At 65.9% G+C, this 19,455-nt stretch carries 14 protein-coding genes; 5 read left to right on the top strand and 9 right to left on the bottom strand.

Annotation, left to right across the window (positions count from 1 at the left end; genetic code table 11):
- Positions 1-60 precede the first annotated feature (60 nt).
- Both purM and purN read left to right on the top strand, forming a co-directional pair.
- On the top strand, positions 61-1,134 hold the full coding sequence (purM, locus tag K359_RS0127995; protein WP_029082281.1) for a phosphoribosylformylglycinamidine cyclo-ligase: 1,074 nt from the start codon (positions 61-63) through the stop codon (positions 1,132-1,134).
- Positions 1,131-1,781 carry a phosphoribosylglycinamide formyltransferase gene (gene purN / locus K359_RS0127990; protein WP_029082280.1) on the top strand — a complete coding sequence of 217 codons (651 nt, stop codon included), beginning with the start codon at positions 1,131-1,133 and terminating at the stop codon, positions 1,779-1,781. The genes purM and purN overlap by 4 nt, the downstream gene beginning before the upstream one ends.
- Positions 1,782-1,861: 80 nt before the next feature.
- Here purN and K359_RS0127985 read toward each other — a convergent pair whose 3' ends face one another.
- The 7 genes from K359_RS0127985 to K359_RS0127950 all read right to left on the bottom strand — a co-directional run bounded on the left by K359_RS0127985 (position 1,862) and on the right by K359_RS0127950 (position 10,154).
- The gene (locus tag K359_RS0127985) at positions 1,862-2,065 is read right to left on the bottom strand and encodes a cold-shock protein (protein WP_021079877.1); all 204 of its coding nucleotides are present in this window, start codon (positions 2,063-2,065) and stop codon (positions 1,862-1,864) included.
- Positions 2,066-2,432: 367 nt separating this feature from the next.
- Positions 2,433-3,581 (bottom strand): ribonuclease D, encoded by a 1,149-nt coding sequence (gene rnd, locus K359_RS0127980; RefSeq protein WP_029082279.1) that lies wholly within the window; start codon positions 3,579-3,581, stop codon positions 2,433-2,435.
- Between the two features lie 924 nt (positions 3,582-4,505).
- Positions 4,506-5,660 carry an acyltransferase gene (locus K359_RS53210; protein ID WP_051346450.1) on the bottom strand — a complete coding sequence of 385 codons (1,155 nt, stop codon included), beginning with the start codon at positions 5,658-5,660 and terminating at the stop codon, positions 4,506-4,508.
- Positions 5,661-5,748: 88 nt separating this feature from the next.
- Positions 5,749-6,957 carry a chromate efflux transporter gene (chrA, locus tag K359_RS0127970; protein WP_029082278.1) on the bottom strand — a complete coding sequence of 403 codons (1,209 nt, stop codon included), beginning with the start codon at positions 6,955-6,957 and terminating at the stop codon, positions 5,749-5,751.
- A 115-nt stretch (positions 6,958-7,072) separates the two neighbouring features.
- On the bottom strand, positions 7,073-8,377 hold the full coding sequence (locus K359_RS0127965) for an SLC13 family permease (RefSeq protein WP_051346449.1): 1,305 nt from the start codon (positions 8,375-8,377) through the stop codon (positions 7,073-7,075).
- Between the two features lie 149 nt (positions 8,378-8,526).
- Positions 8,527-8,919 carry a VOC family protein gene (locus K359_RS0127960; RefSeq protein ID WP_029082276.1) on the bottom strand — a complete coding sequence of 131 codons (393 nt, stop codon included), beginning with the start codon at positions 8,917-8,919 and terminating at the stop codon, positions 8,527-8,529.
- A 350-nt stretch (positions 8,920-9,269) separates the two neighbouring features.
- Positions 9,270-10,154: a LysR family transcriptional regulator gene (locus K359_RS0127950; protein ID WP_029082275.1), complete on the bottom strand. Its 885-nt coding sequence runs from the start codon at positions 10,152-10,154 to the stop codon at positions 9,270-9,272.
- Between the two features lie 103 nt (positions 10,155-10,257).
- Between K359_RS0127950 and K359_RS0127945 the strand changes: the two genes are divergently transcribed.
- On the top strand, positions 10,258-11,247 hold the full coding sequence (locus K359_RS0127945; RefSeq protein WP_029082274.1) for a zinc-dependent alcohol dehydrogenase family protein: 990 nt from the start codon (positions 10,258-10,260) through the stop codon (positions 11,245-11,247).
- 7 nt (positions 11,248-11,254) lie between these two features.
- On the opposite strand, the gene K359_RS0127940 is transcribed toward K359_RS0127945, so the two are convergent.
- Complete coding sequence (locus K359_RS0127940) at positions 11,255-12,727, bottom strand: YdiU family protein (protein WP_029082273.1); 1,473 nt, start codon at positions 12,725-12,727, stop codon at positions 11,255-11,257.
- Positions 12,728-12,923: 196 nt separating this feature from the next.
- Between K359_RS0127940 and aspS the strand changes: the two genes are divergently transcribed.
- Complete coding sequence (gene aspS, locus K359_RS0127935; RefSeq protein WP_029082272.1) at positions 12,924-14,699, top strand: aspartate--tRNA ligase; 1,776 nt, start codon at positions 12,924-12,926, stop codon at positions 14,697-14,699.
- A gap of 152 nt (positions 14,700-14,851) precedes the next feature.
- Here aspS and K359_RS0127930 read toward each other — a convergent pair whose 3' ends face one another.
- Positions 14,852-16,864 (bottom strand): hypothetical protein, encoded by a 2,013-nt coding sequence (locus K359_RS0127930; RefSeq protein ID WP_029082271.1) that lies wholly within the window; start codon positions 16,862-16,864, stop codon positions 14,852-14,854.
- A 222-nt stretch (positions 16,865-17,086) separates the two neighbouring features.
- Here K359_RS0127930 and K359_RS0127925 point away from each other — a divergent pair, with 222 nt between their 5' ends.
- Positions 17,087-19,396, top strand: a complete 2,310-nt coding sequence (locus K359_RS0127925) for an NADP-dependent malic enzyme (RefSeq protein WP_029082270.1) — start codon at positions 17,087-17,089, stop codon at positions 19,394-19,396.
- The last annotated feature ends 59 nt before the right edge of the window (positions 19,397-19,455 follow it).

The raw sequence follows: 19,455 nt of genomic DNA, 5'->3' as shown, positions 1-19,455 counted from the left end.
CGAGCCATTGCGCGGGGGCGGAATTCCTCGTAACCAGCCCCTGATCATCTGGAATTGGGCATGACCGAGCGCAAAAACGGGCTCACTTACGCGGATTCGGGTGTCGATATCGACGCCGGCAATCGTCTGGTCGATCTGATCAAGCCGATGGTGCGGGCCACCGCGCGGCCGGGCGCCGACGCCGAGATCGGCGGATTCGGCGGGCTGTTTGACCTCAAGGCCGCCGGCTTCAAGGACCCGGTCCTGGTGGCTGCGACCGACGGCGTTGGCACCAAGCTGAAGATCGCGATCGAGACCGGCATCCATGGCGGCATCGGCATCGACCTGGTCGCGATGTCGGTCAACGACCTCGTCGTGCAGGGCGCGGAACCGCTGTTCTTCCTCGACTATTTCGCCTGTGGCAAGCTCCATCCGGAGGCCACCGCACAGATCGTCGCGGGGATCGCCGAGGGCTGCCGCGAATCCGGCTGCGCGCTGATCGGCGGCGAGACCGCCGAGATGCCCGGCCTCTACAAGGACGGCGATTACGACCTCGGCGGCTTTGCGGTCGGCGCGGCCGAGCGCGGCACCCTGTTGCCGACGGCCGATATGGCCGCGGGCGACGCCGTGATCGGCCTTGCCTCCTCGGGCGTGCACTCCAACGGCTATTCGCTGGTGCGCAAGATCGTCGAGCAATCCGGCGCTGCCTATGACGCGCCGGCGCCGTTCGCGCCGGTCATGACGCTCGGCGCAGCGCTGCTGACGCCGACCAAGCTCTATGTGAAGTCCTGCCTGCGCGCGATCCGCGAGACCGGCGCGGTGAAGGGGCTCGCCCACATCACCGGCGGCGGCTTCACCGACAACATTCCGCGCGTGCTGCCGAAGCATCTCGGCGTCGGCATCGATCTCGCGCGGCTGCCGGTCCTCCCGGTGTTCAAATGGCTGGCCGAGCAGGGCGGCATCGCGGAGCTCGAGCTGCTGCGCACCTTCAACTGCGGCATCGGCATGATCGCGATCGTCAAGCCGGACTCGGTCGATGCGGTGACCGAGGCCTTCACCGCCGGCGGCGAGACCGTGACGCTGCTCGGTGAGGTGATCGAAGCCAAGGGTGAGCATCGCGTGGTCTATAACGGTCATCTCGATCTCTCGCGATGAAGCGCCGCGTTGCCATTCTCATTTCCGGCCGCGGCTCCAACATGGCCGCGCTGATCGAGGCTGCCAAGGCCGCAGATTTTCCGGCCGAGATCGTGGCCGTGATCTCCAACCGCGCCGACGCAGGCGGGCTCGAGAAGGCGGCCGCGAGCGGCATTCCGACCATCGTCATCGAGAGCAAGCCGTTCGGCAAGGATCGCGCCGGCTTCGAGGCGGTGCTGCAGAAAGCGCTCGACGACAGGCAGGTTGAGCTGATCTGCCTCGGCGGCTTCATGCGGCTGTTTACCGCCGATTTCGCCCGGCACTGGCACGGCCGGATGCTCAACATCCATCCGTCGCTGCTGCCCTGTTTCCCCGGCCTCGATCCGCACGGCCAGGCGTTGCGCGCAGGCGTCAAGCTGTCGGGAGCGACGGTGCATTTCGTGATCCCGGAGACCGATGCCGGTCCGATCGTGATGCAGGGCGCAGTCACGGTGGCTGACGACGACACGCCGGAGACGCTCGCCGCACGCGTGATCGGAATCGAGCATCGCATCTATCCGGAGGCGCTGCGGCTCCTGGCGTCCGGCCGGCTGAAGCTCGAAGGCGAGCTCTGCAAGACGCAGGGCAGCGCTGCGACCGACAGCACGCTGATCGCGCCGCAGAGCTAGGGCACGCTCGCGCCGAGGGTAATCCCCCGGGGTGATGCGGCCCGGGGAGGCATCAGGATGAAATCCGCCGACAGCGACGTTCAGTGAACCTTGAGGTTCTCTGCCGACGCCTTGCCGCGGTTCTCCACCAGCTCGTACTCGACGGTCTGGTTCTCGTTGAGTGTGCTCAGTCCGGCGCGCTCGACCGCCGAGATGTGGACGAACACATCCTTGTCGCCGACGGCCGGCTTGATGAACCCGTATCCTTTGGTCGGGTTGAACCATTTGACGGTACCCTTCGGCATCGTCTCTCTCCCAGTTTAGACATAAAAAAGACGCGGCCACGTTTTCCACGTGCCACGCCACAAGCGGGCTTTCCGCTGTCTGTTCAATTCGGGGGTCTTCAGATCCAAAGTCTTCAAGTCCGAAGTTTCGCCTCTCGAAGCCTTGGATATCAACGTCGCGAAACGCACAGTCGAACGGCCGCAATCCGATTGTGAAGCGATTGCAACACGAAAATTGCGCCTTAGCAAGCCAGCTCGCCGCGGTAGTTTCGCGTGACGCAACCGGAGCCTGTGACCGGCGGAGGCCGCCATTGCGCATTCGGCCACTGGCCGACCGTGCGGGGCGCTGCCGCTTCGCGCGCAGCAGAGGGCTTCGACCCGACGTGCGCTAGCTCCGATCCACCCGCACCACGCGGCCCTTGTCGATCGCGAGCGCGAGCTCGCCGTGCTTGAGCTTGAGCGCAGCCTCGCCGAACAATTCGCGCCGCCAGCCGTGCAGGGCGCCGACCTCGGCCTGATCGTCGGCCGCGATCTGCTCGAGATCGTCGACGGTGGCGATCACCTTGCTGGCGACGCCGTGGCGCTCCGAGGTCATGCGCAGCAGCACCTTCAGCAGCTCGACGGTCGCGGCACCATTGGAGTTGTTGCGCGGCTTTTCCAGCTTGGGGAGCGACGCCTGGTCGCGCGCCAGCCCGCGCTGCACGGCAGCAATGATGTCGGCGCCCCATTTCGAGCGCTCAAAACCCTTCGGCAGCGAACGCAGATTGCCGAGCTTGTCGAGCGAGGTCGGCGCATGGGTGGCGATATCGCCGACGGCATCGTCCTTGAGCACGCGCGAGCGCGGTACGTCGCGGCTCTGCGCCTCCTGCTCGCGCCAGGCCGCGACCTCGATCAGCACCGCGAGTTCGCGCGGCTTGCGGACGCGGGTCTTGAGCCGCTCCCAGGCACGCTCGGGATGGAAATCGTAGGTCTTCGGCGAGGTCAGGACCTCCATCTCCTCGCTGACCCACTCGCTGCGGTCGCGCTTCCTGAGATCGGCGTCGAGCGCGGCGAACACCTCGCGCAGATGGGTGACGTCGGAGACCGCGTAGTGCAGCTGCTCGTCGCTCAGCGGGCGGCGCGACCAGTCGGTGAAGCGATGGGTCTTGTCGGGACGGTGGCCGGTGACGCGATCGACCAGCTGGTCATAGGCGATGCTGTCGCCATAGCCGAGCACCATGGCGGCGACCTGAGTGTCGAAGATCGGATGCGGGATGGTGCCGGAGAGATGCCAGACGATCTCGATGTCCTGCCGCGCGGCATGAAACACCTTCAGCACGGCCTCGTTCGACATCAGATCGAAGAACGGCTTGAGGTCGATGTCGGGCGCCAGCGCGTCGACCACGACGGCTTCGTCCGCGCTCGCCATCTGCACGACGCAGAGCAGCGGATAGTAGGTCGTCTCCCGCAGGAACTCGGTGTCGACGGTGATGACCTTGTGTTGAGCGAGCCGGTCGCAGGCGGCGGCGAGGTCGGGGGTCGTGCTAATCAGATCCATGAACAGTCCATGACGGCTTGACCCCACGCGTTCTGCCGAAAGGGCAGCTATGTCAAGGGTCTTGCTGGGATTTTGGCCCTGCACAGGGTGAGGGACAGGGCATTTTTGAATTGATTGGGCGTGATTCGAGGGGGTTTTCGGCCTGGTCGTGCCGCGAATTCGTCTGTCGTCCTGGCGAAAGCCAGGACCCATAACCACCGAAATTCGTTGGTCGGGGATCGCGGCCCCGGCCTCGTGCGGCAGCCGGCTTTTGGGGTAATGGGTCCTGGCTTTCGCCAGGAGGACGATGAGGATGGTTCTCGATTCAAGGCGTCACACCACGCGCTGTCATCACCCGCGCATGCGGGTGAACCAGTATTCCAGAGACGCCGGTGCTTGAGCCGGAAGGCCGCGGCGTACTGGATCGCCCGGTCAAGCCGGGCGATGACGGTTGTGGTGGGGACGCAGTTGCGCATTCTCGCGACGTGAATTGTCCGAGCCTTGCTCTTCGTTCCGCCCTCTCCTTGATCAGAGGGCGCAGGGAAAGCCGGGTGCCGATCGCACCCATGGGCCCCGTGCAAAAGGTAGAAAGCACGGGTTGGACCACAGGTGTAACCGGAAACAACCCGGCTTTCCCTGCGCGATGGGCTACGGCTTACTTCGTGCTCTCCCCGGCGAGACTGGGCTTGCTTGTCACCGTCTTCGCAACGCGCATCGCGCAATTCGAAAAGACACCTGCCGCTAGGGCGTCAGGACCACACGACTTCACCGTCCGCCTCATGCGCATTCGTCGACTGCGCACTCCGCGTCCACCGCATCTCGACCCACGTTCGTGACGACCGCGAAGCGCCCCTCGATCGGGTGAGACGGGCGAACCATACACCGAGTTGGGTGTTCCGATAAACGGAAATATTTTTGCATAAGGGGCTTGCGCCGTCGGGCAACTCAGTGATTGGCGATCCCGCCGGCCTCGACCGGCGCGGTGATGCGGTCCCGATCGATCCGGGCCTCCCGCGCGCGAATGCGCGAGGGCCATCCGTGCCGCGAGGCCAGCAGCGTGAGTTTGTCCCTGACGAGACCATGCGCGGGAGCTTCGAGGAAGCGCCAGACAAACCACGCCAGCACGACGACGGCCGTGAGAACGAGCGCGGTCGAAAGCGCATCCGGCGTGGGCGTGATCGCAAGCAGGGTCACGTAACCGAGCTGCAGATGCAGCAGATAGAGCGGATAGGTGATGCCGCCCACGGCGCTGACGAGGCCAGCCGGCAGCGGCACCGACTTGATGCGGGTGGCGGCGAACACGATGCCGAGCGAGACGATGCAGATGGCCGTGACGACCATGGGATCGAAGCTGCCATGGGTGTGGACGCCGAGCCGTTCCAGCTTGTGCACGGCCTGGAACGTCGCCGTTCCCATCGCCAGCGTCAGCAGGCTGTAGAGCCTGGTGTCGCGCCGTCCCCGGTAATGTTCATAGATCAGGAGCCCGACGGCGAAGAAGCCGCTGTCGTCGGCCATGAAGAGTTTCTCGAACAGGGGAATGTCGAGGGTCAGTTCGTTGACGAAGGTGATGGCGATCCATGCCACGATGATCGTGTCGATCCGCCGCGGGAAGATGCCCCAGGCCAGGAACAGCGCGACCCAGACGTAGAACACGACCTCGATCACCAGCGACCAGTAGGCGTCGTCCATATAAGGCTGGCCGAACATCGGTGCCGCAATGAACAGGTTTGCCAGCCATTGCCCCCACGTTACGTGGAACCAGGCATGGCCCACCAGCAGCGTCGCGAGGAAGGTCAGCGTCATGCAGATGACGAAGGTCGGATAGATGCGGCTGAAGCGGGCGATCGCGAAGCCGACCGGCGTGCGGCCTTCGGCCGAATAGGCAATGACGAAGCCGCTGATCGCGAAGAACACGGGGACGCCGAGGAATCCATACTGCGCGACCGTCGCGAGATACGGCATCGCGACCTGCTGAACGCCGTGCGATGCGGGACCCCAGAAGCCGTAATGATACAGGATCACGGCCCCGACCGCGGCGAGCCGCAGCAGGTCGAGTATCGGAACCCTGGTCGGGCCCGGTTGCTCTTGAACGTCCGGCATCAGCCGCTCCGGGGAACAGGCCCGGCATTCTGGCGGCGAGGCATGAAGGCGTCCTTAATCCGGCCGGGGCTGAGGCCAGCCCGGCTGTTCACGATTGCAGGAGCCCGGCCGCGATGCCGGCTGCCGCACAGAGGACGACCACGAGCAGCGGCGGGGCGCGCCATGCCGTGAGCAGCACGAAGCCCGCCAGTGCGATGCCGAAATCGAGCGGACGGTGCACGCTGCTGGTCCAGACCGGATCGTAGAGTGCCGCACCGAGGATGCCGACCACGGCGGCGTTGACGCCGCGCATCATCGCCTGCGCAGCCGGGCGCTTGCGGAAGCCGTCCCAGAACGGCAGCGCCGCGAGCAGGACGAGAATTCCCGGCAGGAAGATGCCGACGAGGCCGACGATCGCGCCCGGCACGCCGCCGATCACGGTGCCGAGATAGGCCGCGAAGGTGAACAGCGGGCCCGGCACGGCCTGCGCGGCGCCGTAACCGGTCAGGAACGCATCGTCGCCGATCCAGCCCGGCGTCACCACGGCTTCGCGCAGAAGCGGCAGCACGACGTGGCCGCCGCCGAACACCAGCGCGCCGGAGCGGTAGAAGGCCTCGAACAGGCCGAGGCCCGGCCATGCCCGGGCCAGCAGTGGCAAGCCGGCGAGCAGCGCCAGGAACAGGATCAATGCGCCCACGCCAACCCCGCGTGACACCGGCATCGTGATATGCGTGACGCCGTCGGCCGGTTGTGCCCGGCAGAGCCAGAACCCGGCGACGGCGCCGAGAATGATGGCGCCGATCTGCGCGATCGATGAAGCGCTCGCGAGGATCATCAGTGCCGCCGCTGTCGCAATCGAGGCGCGCTCGCGGTCGGGACAGAGCGACCGCGCCATGCCCCAGACGGCTTGCGCCACGATCGCAACCGCGACGAGCTTCAGGCCATGCACCAGGCCTGCGCCGGCCGGGCCGCTCAATCCACTGGCGCCGAAGGCAAACAGCACCAGCGCAATCGCTGACGGCAGCGTGAAGCCGGTCCAGGCCGCCAGCGCGCCGAGGTAGCCTGATCGCATCAGGCCGAGCGAAAAGCCGACCTGGCTGCTCGCAGGGCCCGGCAGGAACTGGCAGAGCGCGACCAGATCCGCATAGGCCTGCTCGTCAAGCCAGCGCCTGCGGGTGACGAACTCGTCGCGGAAATAGCCGATATGGGCGATCGGGCCGCCGAAGCAGCTGACGCCGAGCTTGAGGAAAATGAGCAGCACCTCGAGCGGCGAATGGCCGGTGCGCGCAGTTGAGGGCGGTGTGCTGGATTGCTGCATATCGGTGTCGTTCAAGTGTCGTCAATTCCCGGACTTGCGTCACATGAAAGTGGACTCATCAGCGAAGGATATCGCCCTTTGGTGCGCCCGAGCGCGATATTTCTTGCGACGCCGCTCAGCCGATCCAGCCGAGCAACCTGAACCAGACGAGATAGAGCGGCGCGAGCACGACGAACGAGATCAGGCCGACGAGGAGGCACATCTTGACCGCTGCGCTGGTCGGCACGCGCGCCATGCCGGCGGCGTCGACGATCGGGGCCGCCTGATACGGCAACAGCGGCGTCGCATAGGCGAAGACCTGCGACATCAGCACGGTCGGAAGGCTCAAGCCGGTGTGCGCGGCGAGCGAGGAGGCCAGCGGCGTGAACACCGCGGGGACGCCGTTGGCGGTGACGACGAAGTTCAGCAGGCTGGCAAGCCCGATCATCGATGCGAAATCCGCCGCCGGCCGCGCCGGATCGAGTGGCAGATGCGGAATGATGAGATCGCCGATCGCAGTGCCGAGCCCGGACCAGGCGACGACTGCAGCAAGCCCGAGGATGCCGCCGAGATAGATGCAGGTGCGGACGTTGACGCCGGCGGCGAATTCCTCGCCGTTGAGGAAACCCACGCGCGGCAGCAGGCAGAGGCATGCGGAGACGAGCCCGACCCATGCCGGGCGGATGCCGTGCAGGCTATCCGTCATCCAGAACGCGAGCGTGGCAAGCAGGATGATCGAGAGCCGCCATTCCGCCGCGCTCATGGGTGTCGTCTCGGTGCTGCTCTCGATCGGCTTGGGCGATGCCGGAAACAGCCACACCAGACAGCCGATCAGCACGATGCCCTTGAGGATGCCGATCACGGGCGCGTGCAGCACGAGATACGACATGTAGTCGAAACGCACGCCATAGGCCCGCTCGGCGGCGCCGGTCATGATCAGGTTCGGCACATTCGCCGGCAGGATCGACGCCGAGAGCTGATAGGTACCAAAACCCACCGCGAGCGCGAGCGCGTAGCGGCCCGGCGATCCCTCCGCGAGGCCGGCGCGATCGGCCAGCGCCAGGATGATCGGCATCAACAGCGCGATGCGGCCCATGTTCGAGGGCATCACGAAGGCCAGCGCATAGGTCAGCACAATGACGCCGGCGACCATCCGGAGCCAGGACCCGGTGAGATGTCCGGCAAGGGCGCGCGCGATCCGGTCAGCGAGCCCGACCTTGCGGATCGCGCTGCCGATCACGAAGCCGCCGAGCACCAGCCAGAACGCTTCCGACTGGAAGCCGGAGAACAGCACGTCCGGCGGCGCAGCGCGAAACACCGCGACCGCGGCGAAGAACAGCAGCGCGGTGAGGAATTCCGGCAGCAGGCTGGTGGCCCACAACAGGATGGCGATCGCGGCAAACCAGCCGGGATGGATCAGCGAGGAGGCGGTCTCGGTCATGGCAGGGAATCAAATGGCGCGACGGCGGGACGGTGCGACCATAGCACCGCGGAAGGCGGCTGTGCGGCCGCGGTCAGGCAAGGCTGAGGTGTCGGGACGGTGGGACGAGCGGCGCGCGGCGTGGAGTCAATGTGGAGGCCGATGCGGCTTTACGCGGAACGCCGATGGCAGACGGCTTCGATACGGTTGCCGTCCGGGTCGCGTAGAAACGCTCCGTAATAGTGTGGATGATATTCGGGCCGAAGACCCGGCGCGCCGTCGTCCGATCCGCCTGCCGCAAGCCCGGCACGCCAAAAGGTGTCAACCTGCTCCCTGAGTTGCGCCTTGAAGCACCAATGCCGCCCGTATGCTGCTTCGGGCACAGGTCCTGGGCGGATCAGCAAATAGGTCAGGTCTGGATGATCTGCGTCACAGCGCTCGCCGTAGCTGATCCACGCCTCACCACTGCTCATCTTGGTGACGGCGAGCGCCGCCATCACGGCGTCGTAAAAGGGCTCGGCAACGCGGATGTTGGATACGGTGATGGAGACGTGGTCCAACATGAACGATCTCCTCCATTGACGACGACGGCCGGGCGGGGCGCCCGTTTACCACACGTCGATCCGCTTGGCCCGCCGCGCGCCGCGTCGGGCGGCTCACTCGTAACGCATGTTCTTCGACGGTCGGCGTGCCGCCGGCATCGCCAGCACGACAAGGCAGAGCGCGATCATCGCCAATCCCATAAATTCAAATGCAAATGCGTCCACGGGCCGTTCTCCCCCATTAGAAACAGTTAGACTTGTTGGGGGAGCGTTGACGCGCTGTTAAGCCTTATGGTTACCGCGGCCGGCCTCCTTGCATGGTGGAGGGTGAGTTAACGCTCACGAGGTGCCGCGGGAACAAGGCGATCGCGCTACGCCACGAGCTTCGGCAGCGCGGCTGCGAGTGCGTCCACGGCAAGCCGGACTTTGAGCGGCAGTCGCGGCGTCGGCAGCCAGAGCGCGTGGCAGTCGTAGGGAAATTCTCCTTCGATGCCGAGAACGCGGACCAGCGCGCCGCTGTCGAGGCGTTCGCGCACGAGCCAGGAGGGCAGCCACGCCAGCCCCATGCCGCGGGCCGCAGCGTCGGCGATCGCTTCGAGATCGTCGAGCCTGAGCCGGCCGGCCGGCCAGACTTCGCGCGGCGGCTGACCGTCGCGCGGGAACAGCCACGGGCGAACGCCCCCGGAGCGGCGATAGACGATCGCCTGGTGCTGGTCGAGTTCGTCGAGCGCGCGGGGTTTGCCGTGGGCCTTCAAATACGCGCGCGAGCCGCACACCACCATGCGCTGGCGCGCGATTACGCCGGATTGCTCGTTGAGCTCGCCGGTCCTGATCGCAAGGTCGTAGCCGCCCTCCATCAGATCCGCGACCGAATCGCCGAACGCGAGATCGAGCTCCAGCGCAGGATATTTCTGCGCCAGCTTGAGCAACGTGGGGACGACGCAAATGCGGCCGAGCAGCGCCGGCATCGTCACCCGCAGCCGTCCGCGTGGTTCGGACAGTTGATCGGAAGCGAGCGCGTCGGCCGCGTCCGCTTCGGCAAGCACCGCGCGGCAACGCTCGTAATAGACGTGCCCGAACTCGGTCAGGCTCTGACGTCGCGTGGTGCGGTGGATCAGGCGGACGCCGAGCCGCTGTTCGAGGAAGCGGACATGCTTGCCGACCATCGGACCAGACATCTCAAGCGCCTCGGCGGCGGCGAAGGAGCCGAGATCGACCGCCTTGAGAAAGACGGCCATGCTGGTCAAGCGGTCCATCATTCGAAACCCCCAGTTTTGACTGCTTAGTCTGCGGGATGATTTATCTACTGAATTTGCCTTGGCATAGCTCATTCGATTCAACTGTTTTGGAGTGTTGCCAATGGCTCGCGTCGTTCGTTTCCATCAACATGGTGGTCCCGAGGTGCTGCGGATCGAGGATGTGGCGATCGCGCCACCTGCGCGCGGCGAGATCCAGATCCGGATCAAGGCGCTCGGACTGAACCGCGCCGAGGCCTTAATGCGCACGGGCACCTATATCGAGACGCCGACGCTGCCATCCGGCCTCGGCCTCGAAGCCGCCGGCATCGTCGAGGCGATCGGCGAGGGCGCCGGTGGGTTCGCGCCCGGGGATGCCGTCAGCATTGTGCCGCCGATCTCGATGGCGCGGTGGCCGGCCTATGGCGAACTCGCGACGTTCCCGGCCGAACTGGTCGTCAAGCATCCGCCGGCGCTGGCGTTCGAGACGGCGGCCGCAGTGTGGATGCAGTACTTCACGGCATATGGCGCCTTGATCGATGTTGCGAGGCTCGCCCGTGCGGAGTTCGTCGTGATCACCGCGGCCTCGAGCAGCGTCGGGCTCGCGGCGATCCAGATCGCCAATCGTATTGGCGCGATCCCGATCGCGGTGACGCGGACCTCCATCAAGAAGCAGGCGCTGCTTGAGGCGGGCGCTGCCCACGTCATTGCCGCGGCGGAGGAGGATTTGCAGTTGCGGCTCGAGGACATCGCGGGGCCGAACCGTGTTCGTGTGGTGCTCGATGCGGTCGGTGGCCCCGCCTTCATGCCGCTGACATCAGCGATGGCACACGGCGGCATCCTCATCGAGTATGGCGGGCTCAGTCCGGAACCGACGCCATTTCCGCTGTTCACCGTGCTGAGCAAGAGCCTGATCCTGCGCGGCTACCGCGTGCACGAGATCGTCCGCGATCCGGCGCGGCTGGCGGCGGCGAAGGCGTTCACCCTCGATGGGCTTGCCGACGGTGCGTTGAAGCCGATCATCGCCAGGACGTTTCCGTTCGAGGAGATCGTCGAGGCGCATCGGTACCTGGAGTCAAACGTGCAGTTCGGCAAGATCGTCGTGACGGTGTGAGGGCGCCTCACGTCCCGCAGAACGTCTGCGTCACGCGCTGCTCGGGGAGCGGCGGATCGGCGTAGGCCGCGAACTGTGGTTGGTCCTCGAACGGCTTCGCCAGCACCGTCAGCAGCTCCTCGAACGGCGCGTAGTCGTCGTTGGTGACGGCGGCCTGGATCACCGCTTCGATGCGGTGGTTGCGCGGGATGAAGGCCGGGTTGACGGCGCGCATCGCGGCCTTGCGCTCCGCCGGCGTCTGCTGTTCCAGCGCGAGGCGGGCGCGCCAGCGGGGGGCCCATTCGTCGAACGCTGTGGGCTCGAGGAACTGCGCGCGGACGTCGGCGGCGTCATCGTTTGCCGCCTCGCCGAGATGGCGGAAGGTCAGCGTGAAGTCAGCACCGTTCTTTGCCATCGCGTCGAGCAGGTCCTGGATCAGCGCCTCGTCGCCGTCGCGCGCGGTGAAGAGGCCGACCTTGGCACGCAGCCCGGCCTGATAGGCCGCGGTGAATTTTTCCGGGAAGTCGCCGAGGATCACTTGCGCCTGTTCGATCGCCTTCTCCTGGTCGTCGGCGAACAGCGGCAGCAGGCATTCGGCGAGCCGAGTCAGATTCCACAAAGCGATGCGCGGCTGGTTGGCGTAGGCGTAGCGGCCCATCTCGTCGATCGAGGAGAACACCTGCGCCGGGTTGTAGGCGTCGAGGAAGGCGCAGGGGCCGTAGTCGATGGTCTCGCCCGAGATCGACGTGTTGTCGGTGTTCATCACGCCGTGGATGAAGCCGACCAAGAGCCATCGCGCGACCAGCGCGGCCTGTCGCGCGACGACGCCGGCGAGCAGCGCGTGGTAGGGCTGATCGGTACCCTTCAGCTCGGGATAGTGCCTGGCGATGACATGGTCGGCCAGCGCCCGCACGCCGTCGGTGTCGCCGCGGGCGGCGAAGAACTGGAAGGTGCCGACGCGGATGTGGCTCGAGGCGACGCGGGTCAGCACGGCGCCCGGCAGCGCGGTCTCGCGCATCACGGGTTCGCCGGTGACGACGGCGGCAAGCGAACGGGTGGTCGGAATGCCCAATGCGAACATCGCCTCGCTGACGATGTATTCGCGCAGCACGGGGCCGAGCGCGGCGCGGCCGTCGCCGCGGCGGGAAAACGGGGTCGGGCCACTTCCCTTGAGCTGGATGTCGCGGCGGACGCCGTCCCGGTCGATGACCTCGCCGAGCAGGATGGCGCGACCGTCGCCGAGCTGGGGAACAAAGTGCCCGAACTGGTGGCCCGCATAGGCCATCGCGATCGGGTCGGCGCCGTCAGGCAGGCGCTTGCCGGCGAGGATTTCGGTGCCCTCCGGGGTCGAGAGCAGGTCCGGATCCAGCCCGAGCTGGAGCGCGAGCGGCCGGTTCAGCCTGATCAGCCGGGGGGCGGCCACCGGGGTCGGCGCGACGCGGGCGAAAAAGTTCGCCGGCAGCGCCGAATAGGTGTTCTGGAACGGGAAATGGATGGTCATGTCGGGAAGATAGGCCTGCGGGCCGAATAGGCAAACGATTGGCGGCTCCGGTCAGGAAAATCTTCCGTTTGCCCCGAAAACCGGCCGTTCCATTGGTTGCCGCACCCGGCCCCGTCGGGTAAACCCTCCGCAACTTCGGATAGGGCATTTTGGCCCTGTCGCGATTCGACCCTCCGACATCAGTTTTGGAACGAATATGCATCGCTACCGGTCACACACATGCGGCGCGCTCCGAGAGAGCGATATCGACCAGACGGCCAGGCTGTCAGGCTGGGTCCATCGTGTCCGAGACCATGGCGGCGTGCTGTTCGTCGATTTGCGCGACCATTACGGCATCACCCAGTGCGTGGCCGATCCGGACTCGCCGGCATTCGCCGAGGTCGAGAAGTTCCGCTCGGAGTGGGTGGTTCGGATCGACGGCAAGGTGCGCCACCGTCCCGCCGGCACCGACAATCCGGAACTGCCGACCGGCATGATCGAGGTCTACATCAAGGAGATCGAGGTGCTGGGCCCGGCGGCCGAGCTGCCGCTGCCGGTGTTCGGAGAGCAGGAATATCCTGAGGACATCAGGCTGAAGTACCGCTTCCTCGACCTGCGTCGCGAGAAGCTGCACCAGAACATCATGACTCGCGGCGCGGTGGTCGATTCCATGCGCAAGCGGATGAAGGAGCAGGGCTTCTTCGAATTCCAGACCCCGATCCTGACGGCGTCCTCGCCGGAAGGCGCGCGCGACTTCCTGGTGCCGTCGCGGATCCATCCCGGCAAGTTCTACGCGCTGCCGCAGGCGCCGCAGCAGTACAAGCAGCTGTTGATGATGTCGGGCTTCGACCGTTACTTCCAGATCGCGCCGTGCTTCCGCGACGAGGACCCGCGCGCCGACCGCCTGCCGGGCGAGTTCTACCAGCTCGACGTCGAGATGAGTTTTGTCGAACAGGACGACGTGTTCGCGGCGATGGAGCCTGTGATCACCGGCGTGTTCGAAGATTTTGCCAAGGGCAAGCCGGTCACCAAGAACTGGCCGCGGATTCCGTTTGCGGAAGCCGTGCGCAAATACGGCTCCGACAAGCCCGACCTGCGCAACAAGATCGTGATGCAGGAAGTCTCCGAGCACTTCCGCGGCTCCGGCTTCAAGGTGTTCGCGCGGATGCTGGAAGACCCGAAGAACCAGGTCTGGGCGATCCCGGGCACCGGCGGCGGCTCACGCGCCTTCTGCGACCGCATGAACTCGTGGGCGCAGGGCGAGGGCCAGCCTGGCCTCGGCTACATCATGTGGCGCGAGGGCGGCGAGGGCGCAGGTCCCTTGGCGAACAACATCGGCCCGGAACGCACCGCTGCGATCCGCGACCAGCTCGGCCTCAAGGAGGGCGACGCGGCGTTCTTCGTCGCCGGCGATCCCGAGAAGTTCTGGAAGTTCGCCGGTCTCGCGCGCACAAAACTCGGCGAGGAGCTGAATCAGATCGACAAGGACCGCTTCGAGCTCGCCTGGATCGTCGACTTCCCGATGTACGAGTATGACGAGGAGAACAAGAAGGTCGACTTCTCGCACAACCCGTTCTCGATGCCGCAGGGCGGCCTCGACGCGCTGACGTCGCAGGACCCGCTGACCATCAAGGCGTTCCAGTACGACATCGCCTGCAACGGCTACGAGATCGCCTCCGGCGGCATCCGCAACCACAAGCCGGAAGCGATGGTGAAGGCGTTCGAGATCGCGGGCTATGGCGAGCAGGAGGTCATCGACCGCTTCGGCGGCATGTACCGTGCGTTCCAGTACGGCGCGCCGCCGCATGGCGGCATGGCGGCCGGTCTCGACCGCATTGTGATGCTGCTCTGCGGCACCAACAATCTGCGCGAGATCTCGCTGTTCCCGATGAATCAGCAGGCCATGGATTTGCTGATGGGCGCGCCGTCGGAAGCAACGCCCAAGCAGCTCAAGGAGCTGCACATCCGCACCAACCTGCCGGCCAAGGGCTAGCCTTTGAAGTCACCTCGCCCCGCGCTTGCGGGGAGAGGTCGGCGCGCAGCGCCGGGGAGGGGGCATCCCTCCGCGCAACTCATCTTCCGAATTTGTGGAGGCAGCCCCTCACCCCAGCCCTCTCCCCGTAAGAACGGGGAGAGAGAGAAGCGTCACAGCCCGGTCGAGGCCTCGATCCGGAATTGCGCCAGCGCCGATGGCGGATCGATCTTGAGCAGTTGCATCAGCTGAAGCGCCGGCGCTTTGGCGCGCGGCGTCAGCTTGACGACCAGCGTCTGCCCCGGCGTCTCGATGAACCGGCTGATGGCGGTGATGAGGGCAGTGGCGTCGGGATTGCTGCCGCCGATCGCATCGCCTTGCGCCTTGATGCTCTCGAGGATGGCGCTGCGCGCGGCGTCGCGGCCGACATTCTGGCTGCGCGCGTACTGCGCGACCGCGAGATCGATGACGCCGAGGTCATGGACGGTGAGCTCGATCGCGCTGGCCTCGATCTGCGCTGCCGCGCCCATCGCCTCGGCTGCGTTCGCCGAAAATGCCTCGCGCGGCACGTTGCCGAGCGAGACCTTCGCCGACGCCTTCACGAGCCCCGCCATGTCGAACTTGACCGGCTCGAGCGCGAACGAGCGCGACGCCTCGGTCCAGACAGCGCCGAGATCGGCGTCGACGGCCATCCGGTCGATCCCGGCCGCGATCAGCGGCTGCTGCCGCGGGTCGGTGGCATCGACCGGTGCGGCTAACTTCGCGACCAGGCGCAGTCTGCTCGGGATCGATCCGACGAACTGACCCCAGTCGAGGCTGAACACATCGATGTTGACCGGCTTGCCGGTGGATTTGTACGGCGTCGCGACGCCCTTGAGCTCGACGCCCTCGAGCAGCGGAAATAGCGCCAGCGCCTGTTCCGCCGACGGCTTCTCGACGGAGAACTGCGCCGACAGCCGCATGAAGTTGGCGACATCGAGCGACTTCAGCGCGAAGCGTCCGACCTTGAAGGGGCCCTGCGGTGCGCGCCCATCAAGCCCCTCGACGGCAAGCTCGCCGATCTTGCCGTGTTCGAAATTGAATCGCACCGAAGACAGCTTGAGCGGCCCCTGCGGCGTCTCAAACGACAGCCCACGCATCTCGGCATTTCCGATGCCGGCACCCGAATAGAGGCCCGCGACCTTCTCAAGCAGTTCGCGCGCCTGGGCCGGAGACGGCGGCGCGCTGCCCGGCGGCGGGATCATCGCCAGCAGCGCCGGCAGCTGCATCCGCGACGGATTGATCCTGACGTCGTCGACGGTGACGCCCTCGATCCGCATGTTCAGGCCGGGCGTGGCGGCGACGGCATCAGGCGTCACGGTGATCACATAGGGACCGACCGAAACGTGGCCCTGAACCCGATAGTCCCGGTCGTCATTGGCCTTGGCCGGATCGAACATCGCCGCCATCGCACCGACGTCGATATCGGTCGCGGCGATATTGGCGAGGTCGCCGGTCATCTTGACCGGCTTGCCTGCCGCCAGCGAATTGATCCTGAACGCAACCTTGTCGGTCTTGCTCGACGCGATCTTTCCGTCCTTCATGTTTTCGATGGCAAGGCCCGAATAGTCGAATGTGCCGCCGGCGCCGTCGCCGGCATGTGCTGCGGCGCTGAAGGTCAGCGTTCCGGTCAAGTTGGGCGCGGTCACCGACGACGCATTGATGCTCGCGAGCTGGGCGAACGCGAACCGGTACAACTCGACGATGGACGACGAGGCCGGAAGCTGGGGCAGGCCGGCGGGAGCGGAATAGTCCTTCACCGTGATCCGCGGCGCCTTGTAGGTCAGGGAGTCGATCGTCGGGCTCGGCGCCGCCACGCCAATCTCGACATCGCTGAACTCAAGCTTGTCGGCGGAGACCCGTGCCGCGTCCGTTTGACCGAGGCCTGTCATCGTGAGGCTGGCAATCTTGACGCTGACCGGAGATTGCGCTCCCGTCTCGGTGGCGATGTCTGCAATCGTCAAGGTGCGGCTCTTGACGTCGAAGGCGATCTTGCCGTGGCTCGCCTTGGCGCCGGTGACGCGGACCTGCTCGAAGGCGGCCTCGACCTCGCGCGTGACCCGGCGCTGGGCATAGAGGTCGAAGCCGAAGAAGCCGCCGACCGCAATGACAATGACAGCGATCAGGCCGAGCAGAATTTTCTTCATTCGGTCAACTCCGGATCATCAAGGAAAAAAATTGCCAATCCGCGGCCAGAAGGTGCAGCATCACTGAACGGGCCCGCCCGGGCCTGTTGACGGGGATATGATCGGATGTTGCATCCAAGCGGCTGGACATGCTTCACATCCGGCTCGGTTTGCCGGACAACTGACTTTCGCCTGGATTAGCACAGAAACAAGAAATTTGGGCCGGAAACGCGGGGAGCACGCATGTCGTCATCGTCTGAAGAACTCCATAACGCGGCGCTCGCCTATCACCGGCTGCCGCGGCCGGGCAAGCTCGAGATCCAGGCGATCAAGCCGCTTGCCAACCAGCGCGACCTGGCGCTGGCCTATTCGCCGGGCGTGGCCGCCGCCTGCACCGAGATCGCCAAGAACCCCGCCGAGGCGGCGACGCTGACCGCCCGCGCCAATCTGGTGGCTGTGGTCTCGAACGGCACGGCCGTGCTCGGTCTCGGCAATATCGGTCCGCTGGCCTCCAAGCCCGTCATGGAAGGCAAGGCGGTGCTGTTCAAGAAATTCGCCGGCATCGACGTGTTCGATATCGAGATCAAGGCCGACACGATCGAGCGCGTGGTCGAGACCGTGGCGGCGCTGGAGCCGACCTTCGGCGGCATCAATCTGGAGGACATCCGCGGGCCGGAGTGTTTCGAGATCGAGACGCAGCTCAAGGAGCGCATGAAGATCCCGGTGTTCCACGACGACCAGCATGGCACCGCCATCATCGTCGCAGCCGCGATCGTCAACGCGCTGCTGCTGAACGGCAAGAAGCTGCCCGACGTCAAGATCGTTTGCTCAGGTGCCGGCGCGGCGGCGATCGCGACGCTCAACCTGCTGGTCTCGATGGGGGCGCAGCGCAAGAACATCTGGGTCTGCGACATCGACGGCGTGGTCTATGAAGGCCGCAACACCACGATGGATCGCTGGAAGGCGGTCTATGTCCAGAAGACCGACGCGCGCGTGCTGGCGGACGTGATTCCGGGCGCGGACATCTTCATCGGGCTTTCGGCGCCGGGCGTGCTGAAGCCGGAGATGGTCAAGCAGATGGGGGATGGGCCGCTGGTGATGGCGCTCGCCAATCCGGTGCCCGAGATCATGCCGGAAGAGGCGCGGGCGGCGCGACCGGATGCGATGATCTGCACCGGACGGTCGGACTATCCGAACCAGGTCAACAACGTGCTCTGCTTCCCCTTCATCTTCCGCGGCGCGCTCGACGTCGGCGCCACCGCGATCAACGAGGCGATGAAGCACGCCGCGGTGGATGCGATCGCGCAGCTCGCGCGCGATCCGCCGTCGGATGCGGTGGCCCATGGCTTCGAGACCGGCGAGACGCAAGGGTTCGGCCCGGGCTCGCTGATCCCGAGCCCGTTCGATCCGCGCCTAATCCTGCGCATCGCGCCGGCCGTGGCCAAGGCCGCGATCGAGTCCGGCGTCGCGACACGACCGATCACCAATTTCGACGAATACGCCGCCAATCTCGAGCGCTTCTCGTTCCGCTCCGGCCTCACCATGAAGCCGGTGTTTGCCAAGGCCAAGACCCAGCCGGTGCGCGTGATCTACGCTGAAGGCGAGGATGAGCGCGTGCTGCGCGCGACTCAGGTGGTGCTTGAGGAGAAGCTGGCGCGGCCGATCCTGGTCGGCCGTCCATCGGTGGTCGAGACCAGGATCAAGCGCTTCGGCCTGTCGATCAAGGCCGGCCGCGATTTCGACCTGGTCAATCCCGAGGACGATCCGCGCTACCGTTCCTACGTGCAGTCCTATATCGACGTCGCCGGCCGGCGCGGGGTGACGCCTGAGGGCGCGCGGACCGTGGTTCGCACCAACAACACGGTCATCGCGGCGCTCGCGGTGTCGCGCGGCGAGGCCGATGCGATGCTGTGCGGCGTCGAGGGCCGCTACATGAGCCATCTGCGCCATGTTCGCGAGATCATCGGCTTCCTGCCGGGGGTCAGCGACTATGCCGCGCTGGCGCTGATGATCACCTCCACCGGCGCGCATTTCCTCGCCGATACCCAGGTGCGGCCGAACCCGAGTGCGGAGGAGCTCGCCGAAGTGGCGTCGCTCGCGGCGATTCACGTTCAGCGCTTCGCCTTCAAGCCGAGGGTCGCCTTCGTGTCACATTCCGACTTCGGCAGCTATGATACGGACTCTTCGCGCAAGATGCGGCGGGCCACCCAGCTCCTGAAGGACAAGCATCCGGAGATCGAGGCCGACGGCGAAATGCAGGGCGACACAGCGCTGTCGGCGGTGGCGCGCAAGCTCGTGCTGCCGCAATCGCGGCTGGAAGGCGAGGCCAACATCCTGATCATGCCGAACCTCGACGCCGCCAACATCGCCTACCAGATGATCAAATCGCTGGCCAACGCGCTGCCGGTGGGGCCGATCCTGATCGGTCCGGCGCGCCCGGCGCACATCCTCACCCCCGGTGTGACGGCGCGCGGCATTCTCAACATGACGGCGGTTGCCGCCGTCGAAGCCCAGGAGCGCGCTGGCCGCGCGCAGCCGACGCTCTTTGGCTGAGACCGATTCGATTTGATCGAAGCAGGTGGAGCGACCATAATCGCTCCGCCTGCTTCGTC

This window comes from Bradyrhizobium sp. th-b2, from assembly GCF_000426785.1.
GTDB classification, from domain to species: domain Bacteria; phylum Pseudomonadota; class Alphaproteobacteria; order Rhizobiales; family Xanthobacteraceae; genus Bradyrhizobium; species Bradyrhizobium septentrionale.
The sequence above is the reverse complement of the archived record's forward strand: the minus strand, read 5'-3'. Positions and strand labels throughout refer to the sequence as shown.